12 protein-coding genes and 1 tRNA gene are annotated in these 16,983 nt (G+C 67.7%); 7 read left to right on the top strand and 6 right to left on the bottom strand.

The annotated features are described in order from the left end of the window. Positions 1–15 precede the first annotated feature (15 nt). On the bottom strand, positions 16–1,011 hold the full coding sequence (locus KF833_23840; protein MBX3748350.1) for a PmoA family protein: 996 nt from the start codon (positions 1,009–1,011) through the stop codon (positions 16–18). 446 nt (positions 1,012–1,457) lie between these two features. Here KF833_23840 and KF833_23835 point away from each other — a divergent pair, with 446 nt between their 5' ends. The 6 genes from KF833_23835 (at position 1,458) to KF833_23810 (ending at position 8,481) form a co-directional block, all read left to right on the top strand. After that, positions 1,458–2,972 carry a HEAT repeat domain-containing protein gene (locus KF833_23835; protein MBX3748349.1) on the top strand — a complete coding sequence of 505 codons (1,515 nt, stop codon included), beginning with the start codon at positions 1,458–1,460 and terminating at the stop codon, positions 2,970–2,972. An 89-nt stretch (positions 2,973–3,061) separates the two neighbouring features. After that, positions 3,062–6,286: an excinuclease ABC subunit UvrA gene (locus KF833_23830; protein ID MBX3748348.1), complete on the top strand. Its 3,225-nt coding sequence runs from the start codon at positions 3,062–3,064 to the stop codon at positions 6,284–6,286. Between the two features lie 208 nt (positions 6,287–6,494). Further along, a complete protein-coding gene (locus KF833_23825; GenBank protein MBX3748347.1) occupies positions 6,495–6,899 on the top strand; it encodes a hypothetical protein in 405 nt (134 codons plus the stop codon). A 35-nt stretch (positions 6,900–6,934) separates the two neighbouring features. Then, positions 6,935–7,573, top strand: coding sequence for a redox-sensing transcriptional repressor Rex (locus KF833_23820; protein ID MBX3748346.1), 639 nt, complete (start codon positions 6,935–6,937; stop codon positions 7,571–7,573). A 57-nt stretch (positions 7,574–7,630) separates the two neighbouring features. Further along, positions 7,631–7,721: transfer RNA gene (locus tag KF833_23815), tRNA-Ser, on the top strand. A 64-nt stretch (positions 7,722–7,785) separates the two neighbouring features. Further along, positions 7,786–8,481: a TVP38/TMEM64 family protein gene (locus tag KF833_23810; GenBank protein MBX3748345.1), complete on the top strand. Its 696-nt coding sequence runs from the start codon at positions 7,786–7,788 to the stop codon at positions 8,479–8,481. Here KF833_23810 and KF833_23805 read toward each other — a convergent pair. From KF833_23805 to KF833_23785, 5 genes are all read right to left on the bottom strand, one after another. Beyond that, positions 8,442–9,128 carry an arylesterase gene (locus KF833_23805; protein MBX3748344.1) on the bottom strand — a complete coding sequence of 229 codons (687 nt, stop codon included), beginning with the start codon at positions 9,126–9,128 and terminating at the stop codon, positions 8,442–8,444. The genes KF833_23810 and KF833_23805 overlap by 40 nt on opposite strands. 216 nt (positions 9,129–9,344) lie before the next feature. After that, positions 9,345–9,977 carry a MarC family protein gene (locus tag KF833_23800; GenBank protein MBX3748343.1) on the bottom strand — a complete coding sequence of 211 codons (633 nt, stop codon included), beginning with the start codon at positions 9,975–9,977 and terminating at the stop codon, positions 9,345–9,347. Beyond that, a complete protein-coding gene (locus KF833_23795; protein ID MBX3748342.1) occupies positions 9,974–11,743 on the bottom strand; it encodes a TIGR04283 family arsenosugar biosynthesis glycosyltransferase in 1,770 nt (589 codons plus the stop codon). Before KF833_23795 ends, KF833_23800 begins: the two co-directional genes overlap by 4 nt. 19 nt (positions 11,744–11,762) lie before the next feature. Next, on the bottom strand, positions 11,763–15,161 hold the full coding sequence (locus KF833_23790) for a HEAT repeat domain-containing protein (GenBank protein ID MBX3748341.1): 3,399 nt from the start codon (positions 15,159–15,161) through the stop codon (positions 11,763–11,765). A 115-nt stretch (positions 15,162–15,276) separates the two neighbouring features. Then, positions 15,277–16,215, bottom strand: coding sequence for an exo-alpha-sialidase (locus KF833_23785; GenBank protein MBX3748340.1), 939 nt, complete (start codon positions 16,213–16,215; stop codon positions 15,277–15,279). A 293-nt stretch (positions 16,216–16,508) separates the two neighbouring features. On the opposite strand from KF833_23785, the gene KF833_23780 reads away from it, so the two are divergent. Next, positions 16,509–16,983 (top strand): transposase (locus KF833_23780; GenBank protein ID MBX3748339.1); only part of this gene is annotated, 475 nt, incomplete at its 3' end.

Genomic DNA, 16,983 nt, shown 5'->3' with positions numbered 1-16,983 from the left:
CCCGCCGACGCCCTCCTAATGCGGACTCGCCGCAAACTGGGTTGCCACCTCGTTCAATCGCCGTGGGTCGGGCTCACCGTCCTGCACCAGAAACCGATACCGGAACGTCGCCTTCTCCCCCGCCTTCAACACCAGGTTCCCCGTTCCAGCCGGCTTGCGCTCAAAATCATGGACCCCGAACGGATTGGCCGCGAACAACCCGTAGTCGCGCACATGCCACCACGTCGGGTGCCGCGGATTCGAGGGGTGATCGAAAATGCTCACCGTGATTGTCGTCCCCCCCACCGGACCCGAATACGCCGTCCAGGCCGCCCGCTTCCCCCAGGTCGCCCCGTCCTTCACGCCGGTGCTCTGCAGGATCCGCCCGTGCGGCTTTCCCGCATAATGCCGGTTCGGCTTCAAGCGCATGCTCTCCGCCAATCGGATCCCCATCGTCCCCTCCTTGGTGTCCCCGAACGTCACCTCCTCGCCCTCCGACGCATGCAGCGTGATCGAGATCTCGAACTGTCTGCCAAGCGGACTCCGCTCCACCCGGAACCGCGTCACGTCGCTCAACAACACCTTCCCCTCGGCCGTCATCCACTTATTCGAAGTCCGAATCTGCCCCCCCTCCGCCCCGGTCGTCAGGTCCAGCAAGTCCTGGAACACGATTCGGCCCCGTGTCGGACCCTCCGCCCAGAAATCCACCCCGTTCACATCCCCGTGCGTGAACCAGAGCGACCGCTGGTGCGGATGGTCCCGATCCTCGTCCTCGACATCCGTCCGCATCGGGAAATGCCGTGTCACCGGCACCCCTCCCGGTCCCAGCAGCGGATAGAAATACGGCTTCGGCGCCCCCTTCACCCGCCACTCGGTCAACAACTCTCCATCGAACCGCACCGAGAACCGGTCGTCGTGCCGGACCACCTCCAACCCCGTGGCGCCCCGCGCCAATCCTGATGTCACCCACCCCGTCAACACCACCAAACCCAACCACCGTCGCCATCGCCGTCTCGAAATCGCGGGGAACATGGACCCGACGCTATCGCCCCCCCACCAATCCCGGCAACCCCGAATGCCCGCCCTTTTCCCCGGGGGTGCATCCCGGAGTTGTGGGTGAGGAGGCAGCGAACCGAAGGGACAAGATCTGCGAGTCCTCAACCCAACGCTCCACACCATTGCAGCCTCGTGGAACTCGGCCCTCCGAAGCGCCGCTTGGCGGAGTTCGCACCGCTCCCCATGACTCCGGGATGCACGGCTTCCCCGTGGGACAGATAATGGGACCGGCAATGATCGTTGACCTGTATCGCTTAATAATGAGCCATCCTTGTTTTACTGTTCTACTACGACTCGATTAGTGGACCGACACTTTTTTGTTTACCTTCACCACGTCCCATCATGGCCCACCACCAAAGGTCCCATCCGTGGTCCCGCCAAAGTACTCTTGTCAGCGACCGGGACCGGCCTAGCGTCCGGCCATGCGATCCTGGGAGGCTCACCCGTTTTCCCTCGCCTTGGTCCTCGCCGCCTTTGGTGCCTGCCCCGGATTGGCCGCCCCGGCTTACCGATTCACCCCGGGCGAAACCAACGCGTTTGAGGTCCACCTCGAAACCACGGTTCAAGAGCAGCGCATGGCCTTGATCGGGATCGTGTACGCCAGCGTCGCCCAGGCAGATGAACAGGGTGCCAGCCTACGCTTCTCGGGCCAGCTTGCCCCCCGTCGGGTACCTGCATCCGGTCAAGCCGCCATGGTAGCACCGCCCATGCACCTTCTCCGCCCTGGCGCTTTTCCCGCCTTCTTTCGCTCGGTCAACATCCACCCGAACCACGAGTTCCTCCTGGACCGGTCCGGTCGCGTCATACGCGAAGCAGGCCACGCGCCGGAGTGGCCTGTCCCCCTCGGCGGGATCGTCAGGGCCTTCATCGAACCGCTGCCCACCGACCTAGGCCACATGTGGGAAAGCACCATGGAGACTTTCATGGACGATCACGGCCCCCCGTTCAGCCCGCGGGAGGGCATGCCCGGTATGGGACCTCCCCAGCCATTCGGGCGTTCTCCCGCCCGGCTATCCGCCGTCTGGGCGACCCGCGGCCGGGTCACCTTCCGCGGCGAGCTTCCGGTCGCGATCCAAGTGGAGACGGCCGCCCGAAGCCGCTTTACCGTAGAGGGTGAACCTCGGATGCAGGTCAACTCCCTCCGCGAGACAACGTTGGATCCCGAACGCGGCCTCCCCCTCCAGATCAAGGAATCCGGCCAGATCGTTATCCGCACGGCACTCCTCATCGAACGCCGCCCCTTCCAAATCGACATCCGGCGCCTCCCGTCCGACGAAGTCGCGGAGGCGCTGCGTGCCATGGGATCCGCCCAGTCCGACCCACCCCAGCCGATTGGCCCCGAGGAACTGGCCGAACTGGTCGCCATGATGCGCTCGCCCGACCCAGGCACCCGAGCAAGCTCAATCGCTAGACTGCACTCGGCGGAAATCGTGCAACCGACCGGGGACCTCGTCGCCGCCGCCATCGAACTGGCCGGCGATCGAGACCTCTCCATGCAGCACCTGGCCGCGCGCCTCCTCGGCAAGTATGGATCCGCCACCGAACTTCCTGTCATGCTCCGCCTCCTCGCCGCCACCCAACCCGGGGTGCGGGGTGACTTGATAGAAGCGCTCCGCCGGCTGCGCGACCCCCGTGCCATCGACATGCTCGCGGACATCGTCGCCCGCGGCAGTCATGAGGCGGACTCTGCGGCGGACGTCCTGGCAAGCTATGGGCCTGACGCGGAAGACGCCGGACTGAAATTGCTCCAGCACGCCCACGCCCACACCCGGCGCCTTGCCGCGATTCTCCTCGGTAGGATCGGAGGCGCCCAATGCCTTAAACCCCTCATGGCCCAAATGCTTGACCAAGACCAGCAGGTCAGTCAGGCCGCGATGGAGTCAATTCGAGCCATCCGCAGTCGCGTCCCCGACCTTCCCGAACCCTCCGAACGGTGATTGCACTCCGATAGCCCGGGAACTCGTCCTGCCTCCGCTATCGCCCCCGCCATTGACTCGACCCCACCGTTCCCTATCGTCCCGCGCCCATGGGCCAACAGTCGCCGCGCGACCGCATCCGTGTCCGCGGCGCGCGTCAGAACAATCTCAAAGGCTTCGACCTCGACCTTCCCGCCCGCCGCCTCATCGTGGTCACCGGCCTCAGTGGCTCGGGCAAGTCCTCGCTCGCCTTCGACACCCTCTACGCCGAGGGACAGCGCCGCTACATCGAAACGTTCTCTCCCTACGCCCGCCAGTTCTTCGACCGGATGGACAAACCCCGTGTGGATGCCATCGAAGGCATCCCGCCCGCCATCGCCCTCGAACAGCGCAACAGCGTCCGTACCACCCGCTCCACCGTCGGCACCCTCACCGAGATCTGCGATCACCTCAAACTCCTTTGGCCCCATCTTGCCCGTCTCCACTGCCGCCAGTGCGCCCAGCCCGTGCTCCGGGAATCCCCCTCCGAAATCTGGAACGTCGCCCGCCGCCTCCCCCATCCTGAATTCCTCGTCTCTTTCCTTCTCCCCCTCTCCCAGAAGCTCACTCTCCCCGAACAACTCGCCCTCGTCGGTCGCCAGGGCTTCCATCGACTCCTCATCGATGGTGAGGTCGTCCGCCTCGATGACGCCCCCACCCGCCTCCTCGCCGCCCCGCCCCCCGCGCTGACCGTCGTCCAGGATCGCCTTCGCCCCGATTCGGCCCGACGGTCCCGCTTCGTCGAGGCCTGTGAACAGGCCTATCACTTCGGCCATGGCAAACTCGCCCTGCTGGCCCAGGACCCGGACAGCCCGTCCCCCGCTCGTTGGACCCTGCGCTTCCCGTTCTCCCGGCATCTCCACTGCGCCGCCTGCGACCTCGATTATCGCGATCCCAGCCCTGCCCTTTTCAGCTTCAATCACCCGATCGGCGCCTGCCCCACCTGCAAGGGATTCGGCCGGATCATCGCCATCGACTACGATCTCGCCATCCCGGATCCGTCCCGAACCCTCGCAGACGGCGCTGTGAAACCCTGGCAGTCCGGCGTCAGTGCCGAGTGCCAAAGGGACCTGGTCCGCGCTGCCCGTTCCGAGGGGGTGCCCCTCACCGTCCCATTCGCAGAACTCTCCCCCGCTCACCAGCGCTGGGTCATCGAAGGCGACCCCGGCCACGGCCCCGACAACCCCTGGCCCCATGCCTGGTATGGCGTGAAGGGCTACTTCCGCTGGCTCGAATCCAAAGCCTACAAAATGCACGTGCGGGTCCTGCTCGCCCGCTATCGGGCCTACCGCCCCTGCCCGGATTGCAACGGCCAACGCTTCCAACCCGATGCCCTCCTCTGGCGCCTCACCTGCCCGGATCCCCCTTCCAGTCCTCCGGGTTCGACCCCGGATTCCTCCCCCTCCTCCCCCGTCTCGACCTCGCTGACGCTGGCCGATTTCTACGCCCTCCCCGCCGAACGGGCCTTGCACCTCATCGATTCGCTCGCCCCAACCCCTCGTGCCCATCCCGCCGACCCCCTCGCCTTCGCCCTCGCCCAGGTCCAGTCCCGCCTCGCCTTTCTCGTTGAGGTCGGTCTCGGCTACCTCACCCTCGACCGACCCACCCGCACCCTCTCGGGCGGTGAAACCCAACGCGTCAACCTGACCACCTGCCTCGGCAGCCAGCTCGTCCACACCCTCTTCGTCCTCGATGAACCCAGCGTCGGTCTCCACCCCCGGGACACCGACCGCCTTACCCGCATCCTCACCCGCCTCCGCGGCCTCGGAAACACGGTCGTCGTCGTCGAACATGAGGAAAGCATCATGCGCGCTGCCGATCACCTCGTGGACCTGGGCCCCGGACACGGCGAAGCCGGCGGCCATCTGGTCGCCCAAGGCCCTTTCGACGCCATCCTCTCCCACCCCGACTCCATCACCGGCGCCTACCTCTCCGGCCGGCGTCGCATCCCTATCCCCGAAAGACGCCCCATCCACGGACTGGAACCCCGCCCCGCTCCAACTCCCAGCCTGCTCGACCCATCCCCGTCCTCAATCACGCCCCCCAATCCCTCACCCCTTCCCCGCCCCGGACGCCGCCGACCCTCTGTGCCCGCCGCCCTCCCGGCCCTCGCTCTTGCCGACGCCCCCGCCCCCTATCCCGCCCATCCCGCCCGCGTCCCGTCGCCAATGCCCGCCCTGCTCCTCACCGGCATCACCCGCCATAATCTCCGCCAACTCGAGGTCGCCATTCCGCTCCAACGCCTGGTCTGCCTCTCGGGCGTCAGCGGCTCCGGCAAGAGCACCCTTGTCGGGGAACTCCTCCGACTCCTCCGCCAAACCCTGGGCAATGCCGCCACCAAAGACGCCCTCGACCCCCGCGAAGCCGAACATGAACCGCCCGGCGATCGCCCGACAGGTCAGGACGATGACCCGGATCTCGAGGAAATCGCCGCCGCAGCCACCGGCGCCCGACTCGCCGGAACCCGCCATCTCGGGGCAGTCGCCCTCGTCGATCAATCCCCCATCGGCCGCACCCCGCGCTCCAATCCCGCCGTCTATTGCGGCGCCTTCGAACCGATCCGCGAACTCTTTGCCCGCTCTGCGGCCGCCCGCGAAGCCGGCCTCGGCGCCAGTGCATTCAGCTTCAATTCCCGCCTCGGACAGTGCGAACAATGCCGCGGCGCCGGCTTCGAGCGTATCGAAATGCAGTTCCTCAGCGATGTGTTCATCCGCTGCCCGGCCTGCGAAGGACGCCGTTACCGGCCCCATATCCTCGACATTTGCATCCACCCTCCCGCCCACGATCCTCTCTCCATTGCCGACCTCCTCGACCGTACCGTGGACGACGCCACCGCCATCCTCGAACCGTGGGATGCCACGCACGCCCGGTATGCCACCGAACGGCTCCGCCTCGTTCGGCAAGTCGGCCTCGGGTATCTCCGCCTCGGCCAGCCGATCAACACCCTGTCCGGCGGCGAAAGCCAGCGCCTCAAACTCGCCGGACACCTCGCGGAATCCCTCCCCGGGGTCCAATCGACCCTCTTCATCTTCGATGAACCCACCACCGGACTCCATTTCGAGGATATTCGCATCCTCCTCGACGCCTTCCAAAGCCTGGTGGCGGCCGGCCATTCCGTGCTGATCGTCGAACACAACCTCGAAGTGCTGAAATGCGCGGACTGGCTCATTGATCTCGGGCCCGAGGGAGGCAGCGGCGGCGGCCGAATCGTCGCCGCCGGCACCCCCGAACACGTCGCCCACTGCCCCGAAAGCCACACCGGGCAATCCCTACGCGCCATCCTCCCGGCACTCTGACCGGCGGCAACGCCACCTTCCCGTTACGCCGACGCCCCGCGATTAGGCGTCCCCCTCCAAGTCAATTGTATTTAGCCTGTCGAACTATATTGGGTCATGGTCAATAGTACAAAGTCTGTCTCATTATATTTCTGGGACCTTCACCTCCCCCCGCTCCCCATGAAATTGGCACTGGCTGCCTTCCCAGCCGCCCTCCTACCTTCCTCCCATGTCTGAATTCGCAGCCTACGTGCATCACGGCGCCGCCCGCGTCACTCCCGCCCTCCTTCACCGCATCGTCCGCCAACTCCCGGCCTGGAAGCTCGAATTCACCCAGATCGCCGCCCCCCAGTTCCCTCACCTGGTCGATCAACTCGAATTCCTTGCCGACGCGGTCGAGGACTTCGCCGAGGGTGCCTACAGGGACCTCCCCTTGTACGCCGCCGCTCAGGCAGTCTTTGCCCTCACCTACGCTCACAAGAAGATCGATATCATCCCCGACCTGATCCCCGACACCGGTCGTGCCGACGATTCGAGCGTGGTCCGCGCCGTCCTTATCCAGAATGAGGCCGCCTTTGGCGCCTACGCCGAATGGAGCGGCATCGACTGGGCTCGCATCACCGTGAAACCCTGAGCTTTCCCACGGAGCGCCCCCCGCGCTCCGCTCCCATGCCTCCCCGCCCCCGAGCCGGCCGCGCCAGCATCCCCCGGAAGACGGTGTACCGGCTTTCGGTCTATTTCCGCTGCCTCCAGCGCCTCCGCAACAACGGCATTCAAACCGTCTCCAGCGTCGCCCTCTCCCGCGCTGCCGGCGTCAAACCCACCCAACTCCGCAAGGACCTCGCCCACTTCGGCCAGTTCGGCACCCGCGGCCTCGGCTACGATGTCTCGCAGCTCGCCCGGATGATCTCCGACGTCCTCGGCAACCAATCCCTCCAGCCGGTCCTCCTCGTCGGCGCCGGCAAACTCGGCTCCGCCCTCCTCTCCTACGGCGGCTTCGCCCAGGAAGGCTTCGCCATCGTGGCCGCTTTCGACAGCGATCCCGCCCGCCACAATCCCCGCGCCCCCATCCCCATCCTTCCCCCCTCCAGGATCCTCGACACCATCCACCAGCACGGCGTCCGCATGGCCATTCTTTGCGTCCCGGCCGCCGTCGCCCAGGAGGTCGCCAACCATCTGTTCCAGGCCGGCATCACCGGCATCCTCAACTTCGCCCCCCTGGTCCTTCACACCCCGGACGAGGTGATCGTCAACAATGTCAACCTCGCCATCGAACTCGAGAACCTCAGCTTCTTCATTCAAACCTGACCGAAATTGACATTGCGCCCCCAGCCCCTGCTGCCGACACTGCCCACCCGCCGTCGCGGAGAGGTGGCTGAGCGGTTTAAGGCACACGCCTGGAAAGCGTGCATGGGCTTATACCCCATCGGGGGTTCGAATCCCCCCCTCTCCGCCATTCCCCTGCCTTCCGCCTTCCCCATGGACCCCACACCTCCCGGCGGCGAAGATCGCGTCGCTCCATGCCCACGTGTCCGCCCCATTTCATCCGCTGGCTGCTCCTCTCCCTCGCCTTGCTTGCCGTCGGTGCCGCCGCCCCTGCCGCCCCGGCGGAACGCGCGGCGGATCTCCTTCGTCCGCTGGGCCCTTGGGCCCCGATCGCCTTCGTCACTCTCTATACCGTCCTCTGTGTCGCCTGCCTCCCCGGTGCCTTCCTCACCGTCGCCGGCGGTGCCCTCTTCGGTCTCACCTGGGGATTCGCGTATTCCTGGCTCGGCGCCCAGCTCGGCGCCTCAGCCGCCTTCTTCGTCGGACGTCACCTCGCCCGCGATCGGGTCGCCCGCCGCCTCGCGCAACATCCGATGCTGGCCGCGATCGAACACGCGGTGACCGTGGAAGGATGGCGCATCGTGGGGCTCCTCCGCCTGGCGCCCGGCTCGCCCTTCTTCCTCCTCAACTACCTCTTCAGCCTCACCCGGGTCCGGTACCTCGACTACCTCTGGGCCACCGCCCTCGCCAGCATCCCGGGTACCCTCCTCTTCGTGTACCTCGGTTCCCTCGGCCACCTCGCCCTGCATGGGCGTCTCCGCACCCCCTGGGAATGGGGCCTTTACGCCGTGGGTCTCGCGGCCCTCGTCCTGGGCTCGGTCCTGATCGCCCGCCGCGCCCGCCGACGCCTTCAGGAACGCGTCCGTGTCGATCCGTCCACCGTCTCCTGACCCCGGCCCCGCAGCCCTTCCAGCAGCGGACCGAGCACCTCCCATACGTTCTCCGCCATCCGCTCGTGGCCTTCCGGCGTCGGGTGGATCAAGTCCGGCAGGTTCATCTCCGGCCTCCCCCCAACCCCCTCAAGCAGGTGCGGAATCAATGCCACATGCTTCTCCCGGGCCACCCACGGGTACACATCCCGAAACGTCCGCGTGTAGTCCTCCCCCATGTTCGGGGGCATCTGCATCCCGGCCACCACAATCCGAACCCCGGGCTGCCGCATTCGAACGGTTTCGATCATCGCCACCAGATTCGACCGGGTCGCCGCCGGCGCCAAACCGCGCAATCCGTCGTTCCCCCCCAGCGCAATCACCAGCACCTCCATCGGCCGCCGCAATAACCACCCCACCCGCCGCAATCCGCCCGCCGTCGTGTCCCCGCTCACTCCGGCATTCACCACCTCAAATCCCAACCCCGCCGCCGCGATCCGCCTCTGCAGGAGCGCCGGAAAGGCCTGCTCCGGCTCCACGCCGTATCCCGCCGCCAGACTGTCCCCCAGGATCACCAGCGTCCCCTTCACCGGCGTGTCCCCCCACACCGGGCCCACTCCCACCCCACCCAGCCAGCCCATCATCAACAAAACCGGAAGCGCGCGCATCACCCCCCGACCATGAACGCCCGCCCCGGCCCCGCAATGCCCAACCCTCAGCCGTATCCATGCCGTAGGGAGGTACGCGATGGCGCCGCAGAGTTTCAGGCAGGACGAGTGGCGAGCGAGGCGCGTCCCGGAACGGAGATACGCAACGAGCAGACAACGAAGCGCTTGCCCGGAAAGCTCAAGCCACCGCGCCCGACCTGGCTGCATGGCTGCGGCTCAGAACGCCACCACTCCCAGGTCCCGGAATGCATTTAGCAGGAACTGGCAGGCGATCGCCGCCAGCAGCAGCCCCATCAACCGCTCCACCAAACGCAGCCCGATCGGCCCCAGCCACCTCGCACCCCGGGCGCCCAGTTCGAAAATGACCAGGGACACCGCACACACCGCCACGATCACCACGGGCAACGCCAGCAGCTTCGCCGCGGTGTCCGCCTTGTTGTGCAGCAGCACCGCCGTCGAGATCGCCCCCGGCCCCGCCAGCAACGGCACCGCCAGCGGCGAAATCGCAATATCCTCCTTGTCCAGTCCCTCCTTCGTCTCCTCCCGCGTCTCCTTCACCCTCGACCGCTGCGCACGAAGCATGTCCAAGGCCACCAGCAGCAGTACGATGCTCGCCGCCATCTGAAATGCCGGCATCGTGATCCCCAGCAACTGAAACACCCGCCTCCCCAGAAACGCGAAGACCAGCAATACCCCGGCCGCAATCCCACACGCCAAACGCGCCGTCCGCACCCGCTTCGCCACCGTGTCCTCCGGCGTCATCGCCAGAAACACCGGCACCGTCGCGATCGGATCGATGATCACGAACAGCGAACTGAACGCCAGCAGCACATATTCGGTCAGGCTCATCCCGGTTTCCGCCGCTCCAATCCCGCGTCACACCCCCCCCCCTCGTACCGCCGGGCCAGTTCCTCGGGCGGCACCCCGCGCCGATAATCCCACGACACCCGCCCCATCAGCCAGTACGTCCGCAACACCCCCCTCCCGGTGAACCGCCGCGCCGATGTGCTCACCCCTGCCCCCGCCAACGCAAGCCGTCCCACCCGCCGAAGGCGCCGGCATAACTCGATCTCCTCCATCAGCGGCTGCTCCGGCACCCCTCCCACCGCCTCCAGTACAGAGCGCCGCACAAACATCCCCTGATCCCCCAGTATCCGCCCCCCCCACCACAAGCGCAGCCCGCAGCGAACCCTCGATCCCCGCATCAACCAGGGCGCATCCCGGAACCGCTTCCAAAATCCCCCACCCACCACCAGCGGATCCCGCAGGCACCGCACCATCGCCCGCCCCGCCCCCGGCCCCAGCCACGTGTCCGCATGCACCAGCACCACCGCGTCCCCCGTCGCCGCCGCCGCCCCCAACCGCATTTGCTGTCCCCGCCCCTTCGCCCCCTTCAACACCCGGCACCCCAGCCGCAACGCCAGTTCGCATGTGCCATCCGTGCTTCCCCCGTCCGACACCAGCACTTCGCAGATCTCCGGAATCGCCCGCAAATGCGCCACCGTCGCCTCCAGGTTCGCCGCCTCGTTCCACGTCGGTATCACCGCGCTGATCCGACGCACCGGCGCCCCCCGCGTCACCCGCCGACGCAACCGCTGCTCCCTCCACCACAGCACCGCCCCCACCCCCGCCCAGCCCAGATGGATCGTCAAGGTCAGCATCGCCCCGGCCACCGCCGTCGCCGGCGCCACCCCGTACTGGCCCAGCAACACCATCGACGCCCCCTCCCGCAACCCCGTCCCCGCCACCGTCACCGGCAGGGAGGCCACCATGGTCACCACATGAAACATCCAGAAGAGGCGCATCCACGGAACCGGCTCCGGCGACACCGCCTGCAGACACAAGGCCTGCGTCAGGTTGAACATCACCACCGTCAGCACCGCGCACAGCAGCGCATGACCCGACCGCCGCCCCGATCCCAACAGTCTCCGTCCCGACTCCCCCAGAGCCCGGAACGCCCGTCCCAAGAAGGACTCGGGCCGAACCCGCAGCCACACCGCCAATCCCACGGCCACCGCCATCGCCCCGAGTCCCCCGCCCCACACCCACCTCGCAGGCATCCGCCATTCCCAGTCCCCCACGAAATCGAACGCCCCCACCGCCAGACCCAACATCACCGCCAACCCCGCGAAGATCACCCCCCCCGCCGTGGCCACCAACCGATCGAGCACCGACGCCGCCCACACATCCGCCGCCGGCACCCCGAACCAGCGTGCGTACAACGCCGTCTTCGGAATGTCCCCGCTCGATGGTCCCCCCAGCACGGTGTTGAAGAACTGGCTGATGAACACCATCCGCACCGAGGCGGCCCCATGCACCACCGCCTCATGATTCAACCGCAACATCAAGTGCCAGCGGATCGCCGCCCCCAGCATCCCCAAACCGAAGACCCCCGCCGCCGCCGCGTACCATCCCGGCCGCAATCCCTGGAACGTCTCCCGCAGTTGACCCATCTCCAACCGCCCCAACACCCATCCCAGCACCAGCGCCGAACCTCCCACCGCCGCCAGCCGGATGCCCCAACGCCAGCGGCGCGACCCGCGCCACCCACGCATTCGCCCGGTCGCTCCCACCGCCGCCCCATCGCCCCGGCCCCGCGTCTTCAAGCCCTCCATGCCCTCCCGATCCTTTGCGTCACTCCTTCGCCCCCGCCTCCCCGGTCAGCCCGGCCATGAACTCGATCAGATCCCGCATCTCCCGCAACGTCAGCATCTCCGTCAGCCCCTCCGGCATCCCTGACAACCCCTTCCAGCGCCCGGTAATCTCCGCCTTCTGCAAGGTCACCCTGCCCTCCTCCAGCGTGTTCAGGATCAAGGTCTGGTCCGTCTCGCCCTGAACGGTCCCCGCGAATTCCCGGCCGTCGCGCGTCTCCACCATCACGTTCTCGTACCCCTCCGCCACCACGGCGTTCGGATCGGTTATCGATTGCAACAGGTACTCCCGCGTCTTGCTCGCCCCCAGGCCCATCAGATCCGGCCCCACCACCCCGCCATCCCCCCCAGCCCGATGACATCGCACGCACTGCACCTCCGCCTTCTCGTAAAACACCCGCCGTCCCGCCCCCGCGTCGCCGCCATGCAGAACCAACGGCGCCCATCCCTCCAGCCGCGCCTCCCACCGGCTCAACGCCTCCCTCACCGCCGCGCCGTCCCGGCTCCGCCCCGCCTCGATCGCATCCAGGATCAGCTCCCGCTCCAGTTCACCCGCCGCCCCGCGGTTCAACCACTCCACCAGCAAGGACTCCGCCGCCGCACCCCTTACCCCGGCCAGACTCCCAAACGCCGCCTGCCGTTCCCGCAACGTCCCCCGCACCAGTATCTCGCGGATCGGCACCAGCGGATCCCCCAGCCCCAACCGCGCCTGCCACCGCAACGCCTCCGCCCGCACCGCCTCGTTCCCATCCTCCAGCAGCAACGGCATCAGACCCGTCAGCGACTCGTCCCGCCATTCCCCCAGCACCCGTAACGCCGCCAGCCGCGCTCCCACCCCGACCCCGACATCCCCCGCCAACCGCGCCAGGCGCCCCTCCCACCCCCGCAGTCCCAACCGCCCGGACGCCCCAATGGCCTCCGACTGCACCCCCTCCGGCCCCGCCGTCAACAACGCCTCAAACCGTTCCTCCAAGGCCCTCCGCGCCATCTCCCGCGCCGCATCCGCGTCCCGCCAGGCCGCCGGCCGCCACAACCCGGTCACCGGATCCCGCCCGGACGGCGCATCAAACGCCCCGAGATGCCGCAGCGCCTCCACCCGCGTCCGCTCGACCGCCGTTCCCCGGGCCGCATGCCCCGCCAGGGCCCGGGCCTGCTCCCACCCGCCCACCCGCAGGGCCGCCCCCAGCACCCGCCTTTCCAGCGCCTCCTCCATCACCTCCTTCCCCAGCAATCCGGCCAGCGCCGGCAACGCCCCTTCCACCGGCAGATCATGGATCGCCCGCGCCGCCTCCAGCACCACCGACGCCTCACCGTCGGCCACAAACGCCGCCAAACCCGGACTCGCCAGACGCCGCAACGCCACCACCGCCGCCCGCCGCACCGCCACCGAGGCGTCCTGTGCCAGCGCCGCCAACTCGTCCTCCCCAAGGATCCCCGCCAACGCCGTCGCCCCCGCATGTCGCAGATACGCGTCCGCATCCCCATTGGCCCTCAGCATCGTCAACACCCCCGGTCCCGCCTCCACCCGCCCCATCCGCCCCAGCGCCAGGGCCGCGAAAAACCGGGGCCGCGCCTCCGGATCCCCCAGAAGTGACTCCAACGCCGCCCCTGCCGCCCGATGCCGCGCCTCCCCCAGCATCTTCGCCGCCTGCGCCCGCACCTCCGCTTCCCCGTCGCCCAACAGCGGCATCAACACCGCCAGCACCCCGGGCTGCCTCCGCCCCACCTGGCCCAGACCCCATATCCCATGCAACCTCGCCCACCCCCCACCCGCCCGCTCCGCAGCCGCCCGCAACGCCCCCACCTCGCCACGGTCCGCCAACGCGAATTGCGCCCGCTGCCGCACCCGAAGATCCGCATGCCCCAGCAGCCCGAGCAACTCCACCGAACCCCGCCCCCGCAGTTCCGCCCCCAACCAGCGCCGCGTGTCCAACACCTCCGGTCGTCCCACCACCTCCGGGTCATAAGCCCGGTAAATCCGCCCCTTCCCCGTCGTGCCCCAACCCTCCACCCAGTCCGACCAGTACAAACCACCGTCCGGACCCAGTTCGACATCCGTCGGCAATGCATTCCAGATGATCTGCTCGGCGTCGGTCAGTGCGTACCCAGCTCCCTTCGGCCGCACCCCGATGCTCCAGATCCCGCTCGGCCCCCCCCGGAAATCCACCATGAAAAAGCGCCCGGCCCATCCCTCCGGCAGCCCGGTCCCCGCCCCGTACGTCAGCCCCGACGGCCCCGCCCCGATGTTCGCCAGCGGCGGGATCAGGTAACCCACCCGCTCCGCGTCGCCCGGACGCCACATCCCCTCCGAGTTCCATGGACCGCGCGCGTTCGGCGACTCGATGAACTGCCAGCCGATGTGCCACCCGTAATCCCCGCCCTCCACCACGTACAACCACCGCGCCTGGTCCCCCCCATCCGAATTGTTGTCCCCCGTCCACAGGTTCCCCCACGCATCGAACGCCAGCTCCTGCGGATTGCGCAGCCCCGTCGCGAAGACCTCGAGATTCGCCCCGTCCGGGTCGCAACGAAACACCGCCCCGGTGTCCGGCACGTCGAGCCGCACCCCTTCCCGCGTCATCACGCTCGCCCCACGGTCCCCGATGCTGAAATACAACCGGCCGTCCGGCCCGAAGCACAACCCATGCAGATCGTGCCCGAGAAACCCCACCCGCACCCCGTAGCCGTGGTGCAGACTCGTTCGCTCGTCAGCCACCCCATCACCGTCCGTGTCCCGTAATCTCCAAAGGTGGGGAATGTTCGCGTACCAGACCTCCCCGCCCCGCGCCAGCACCCCGGAGCCGATCCCGTCCACCAGGGTCCGAAACCCGTCCGCAAACACCGTCGAGCCCGTGGCCCGACCGTCCGGACCCCGCGTGATCCGCTTCACCCGGTCGGAATACCGCTCCAGCGACGGCACATTCTCCAGGAAGTACCCTCGCAGCATCCGCTCCCGGTCCTCCACCGTCCGCAACGCCAGATCCGCGTCCAGCAACTCCTCGGACAGTCGCTGCCGCGCTTCCCGGTCCAGTCGCGCCTCCCCTCCCAGCCGCGCCCGATACCCCGCGCTCGGCCAGCCCGACCGTCCCCGGATGTCCAGCACCCCGCCTCCGTGCCGGAATGTCTCGGCCACGTAAATCCGCTCATCCTCATCGAAGGCGAACGCCACCGGGTTGGCCAGGTGAGGCTCGGCCGCCACCAGGTCCACCCGCCAGCCCGCCGGAATCCGAAACCGCCGCATCGCCTCCCGGCCCTCCTCCGACGCCGCCATCACCCGCCCCGCCTCCGCCGCATCCCGCGTTCCCACCTCCGCCCCAGATGCAGCCAGCCACCCCATCCCCAACGCCACCCCGCATACCGCCCACGCACGCTTCAACGACATGGCCGCGCACCTTAAGTTCAGCCCCGCCCCAGGCAAGCCGTCCCTGTCCCCCGGGCCCCCGCCTTAGAGCCTGTCTGAAAACTGGAAGGACCCCTTCCAGTTTTCACACAGGCTCCTACCGTCCCACGTCCACCTCGGCGAGGTAGATCGCCGACTTTCCCTCATGGGAAGCGTAATAGCTCACCCACAACCGCCCCTCGTGCCAGACCAATCCCGGATAGCTTGTGTCGCCCCCGCTTGGCAGACGCAGGAACTCCCGCAATCCCCCCTGCTCAACGTCCACCCACGCCAGCGAGGTCCGCGCCCCGCCGTCATACAACCGCACCCCCGCCACCATTCGCCCGTCCGGTAATCGGATCATTGCTGGACCCCCGATCGCCCGATCCGCCTCACGCCAGCTCCATTCCAGGTACGGCGGTCGGGAACGCCCGATCAACGCCCGCTCCGGTTGCCCGTCCCGACGCAACAGACACACCACCGAATCGTCCGGATCGAAGACCAGTGCATGCTCGTTCGGATACCCCTCCGTCAGCAGCCGGTCCACCCAGGTCCCGAATTCCCGCCCGTCCTCGCTCCGATACAACCGCACAAACCGCTCGTCCCCCGTCCCATAGCCCAGCCCCCAAGCCACCCCCCGGTGCCACGTCACCTTCCAGAGCCAGACATCCTCGTCCCCCACCGGCACACCCTCGCCCCACTTCCGGCCATCCCATGAAAACCACGAAAAACTCCGATGTCGCGTCGGACCGTCCCCCCGCCATGCCGCCGCCCCGCTCAACATCAACTGTCCATCCGGAGTCACGCTCAGTTTCGCATCCCGCAGATCCGCACCGTCCAGCGTCACCCGCGCCGCCGACCCCCAGAGCCGCCCGTCCTCCGAAGTCAACACCCGCAACACCCCGTCCGGCGAGACGTGCCCAGTCCCCTCCCGGAAGGCACACCACCATCGATCGCCCCAGCGGATCAGGTCCGTAAACGCATTGTGCGGCGCCACATCCCAAATCCGCCGCACCTCCAGCAACCGCGCTTCCCCGGATGCGGCGGCCGCTCCCACGGCGGATCCGAACCCTCCCACCACCGCCACCGCCACCATCCCGATCCAAGGTAGCAACCCAACGCAACTCGACGCCGCCCCCCCCTGCCCGTCGGAACACCATTTGCCTCTGACTGCAAGCATCATGGACACCCCGTCACGCTACCGTCTCCCCGCTCGGACACACAAATTCAAATTCAAATTGTCAGTCTCTTTAGATTTGACTCGCACGCCGCCCGATTTACCCTGCCCAAACATCTCATTCACCCGCACCGACTTTCTCACCTCCTCAACTCCTCTCAGCCCCCCACCCCATGAGACTCCCGCGCATCAAGGCCGACCCCACGCTCTCCGCGACCTACCACTGCATGTCCCGTGTCGCCGGCCGCCTCCACCTCCTCGACGATTCCGCCAGGCACAAACTCATCAACATCCTCCACCACCTCGCCCGGTTCTGTGACATCGACGTCATCACCTTCTGCATGATGTCCAACCACTTCCATCTCCTCATCCGCGTCCCTCCCAAACCCCTCCCCGACTCCATCCCGGACGATGTCATCCTCGCCAAACTCGAGGACTTCTACGGCCCCAAGGCCACTCTCCCCACCCTCGCCCGCGCCGCAGTCAACAAGGGCCAACCCATCCCCGACGACATCCGCCAGGCCGTCCTCTCCCGCATCGCCGATCTCTCCGTCTTCCTTCAGGAGTTCAAGCAGCGCTTCTCCCGCTGGTACAACCGCCGTCATGACCGCACCGGCTACCTCTGGGGCGAACGCTTCCGCAGCGTCC

The sequence above is a fragment of the Verrucomicrobiia bacterium genome, assembly GCA_019634625.1.
In the GTDB taxonomy this organism is placed as follows: Bacteria; Verrucomicrobiota; Verrucomicrobiia; order Limisphaerales; family CAIMTB01; genus CAIMTB01.
Note: the sequence above shows the minus strand (reverse complement) of the source record. Positions and strands in the feature narration are given on the sequence as shown.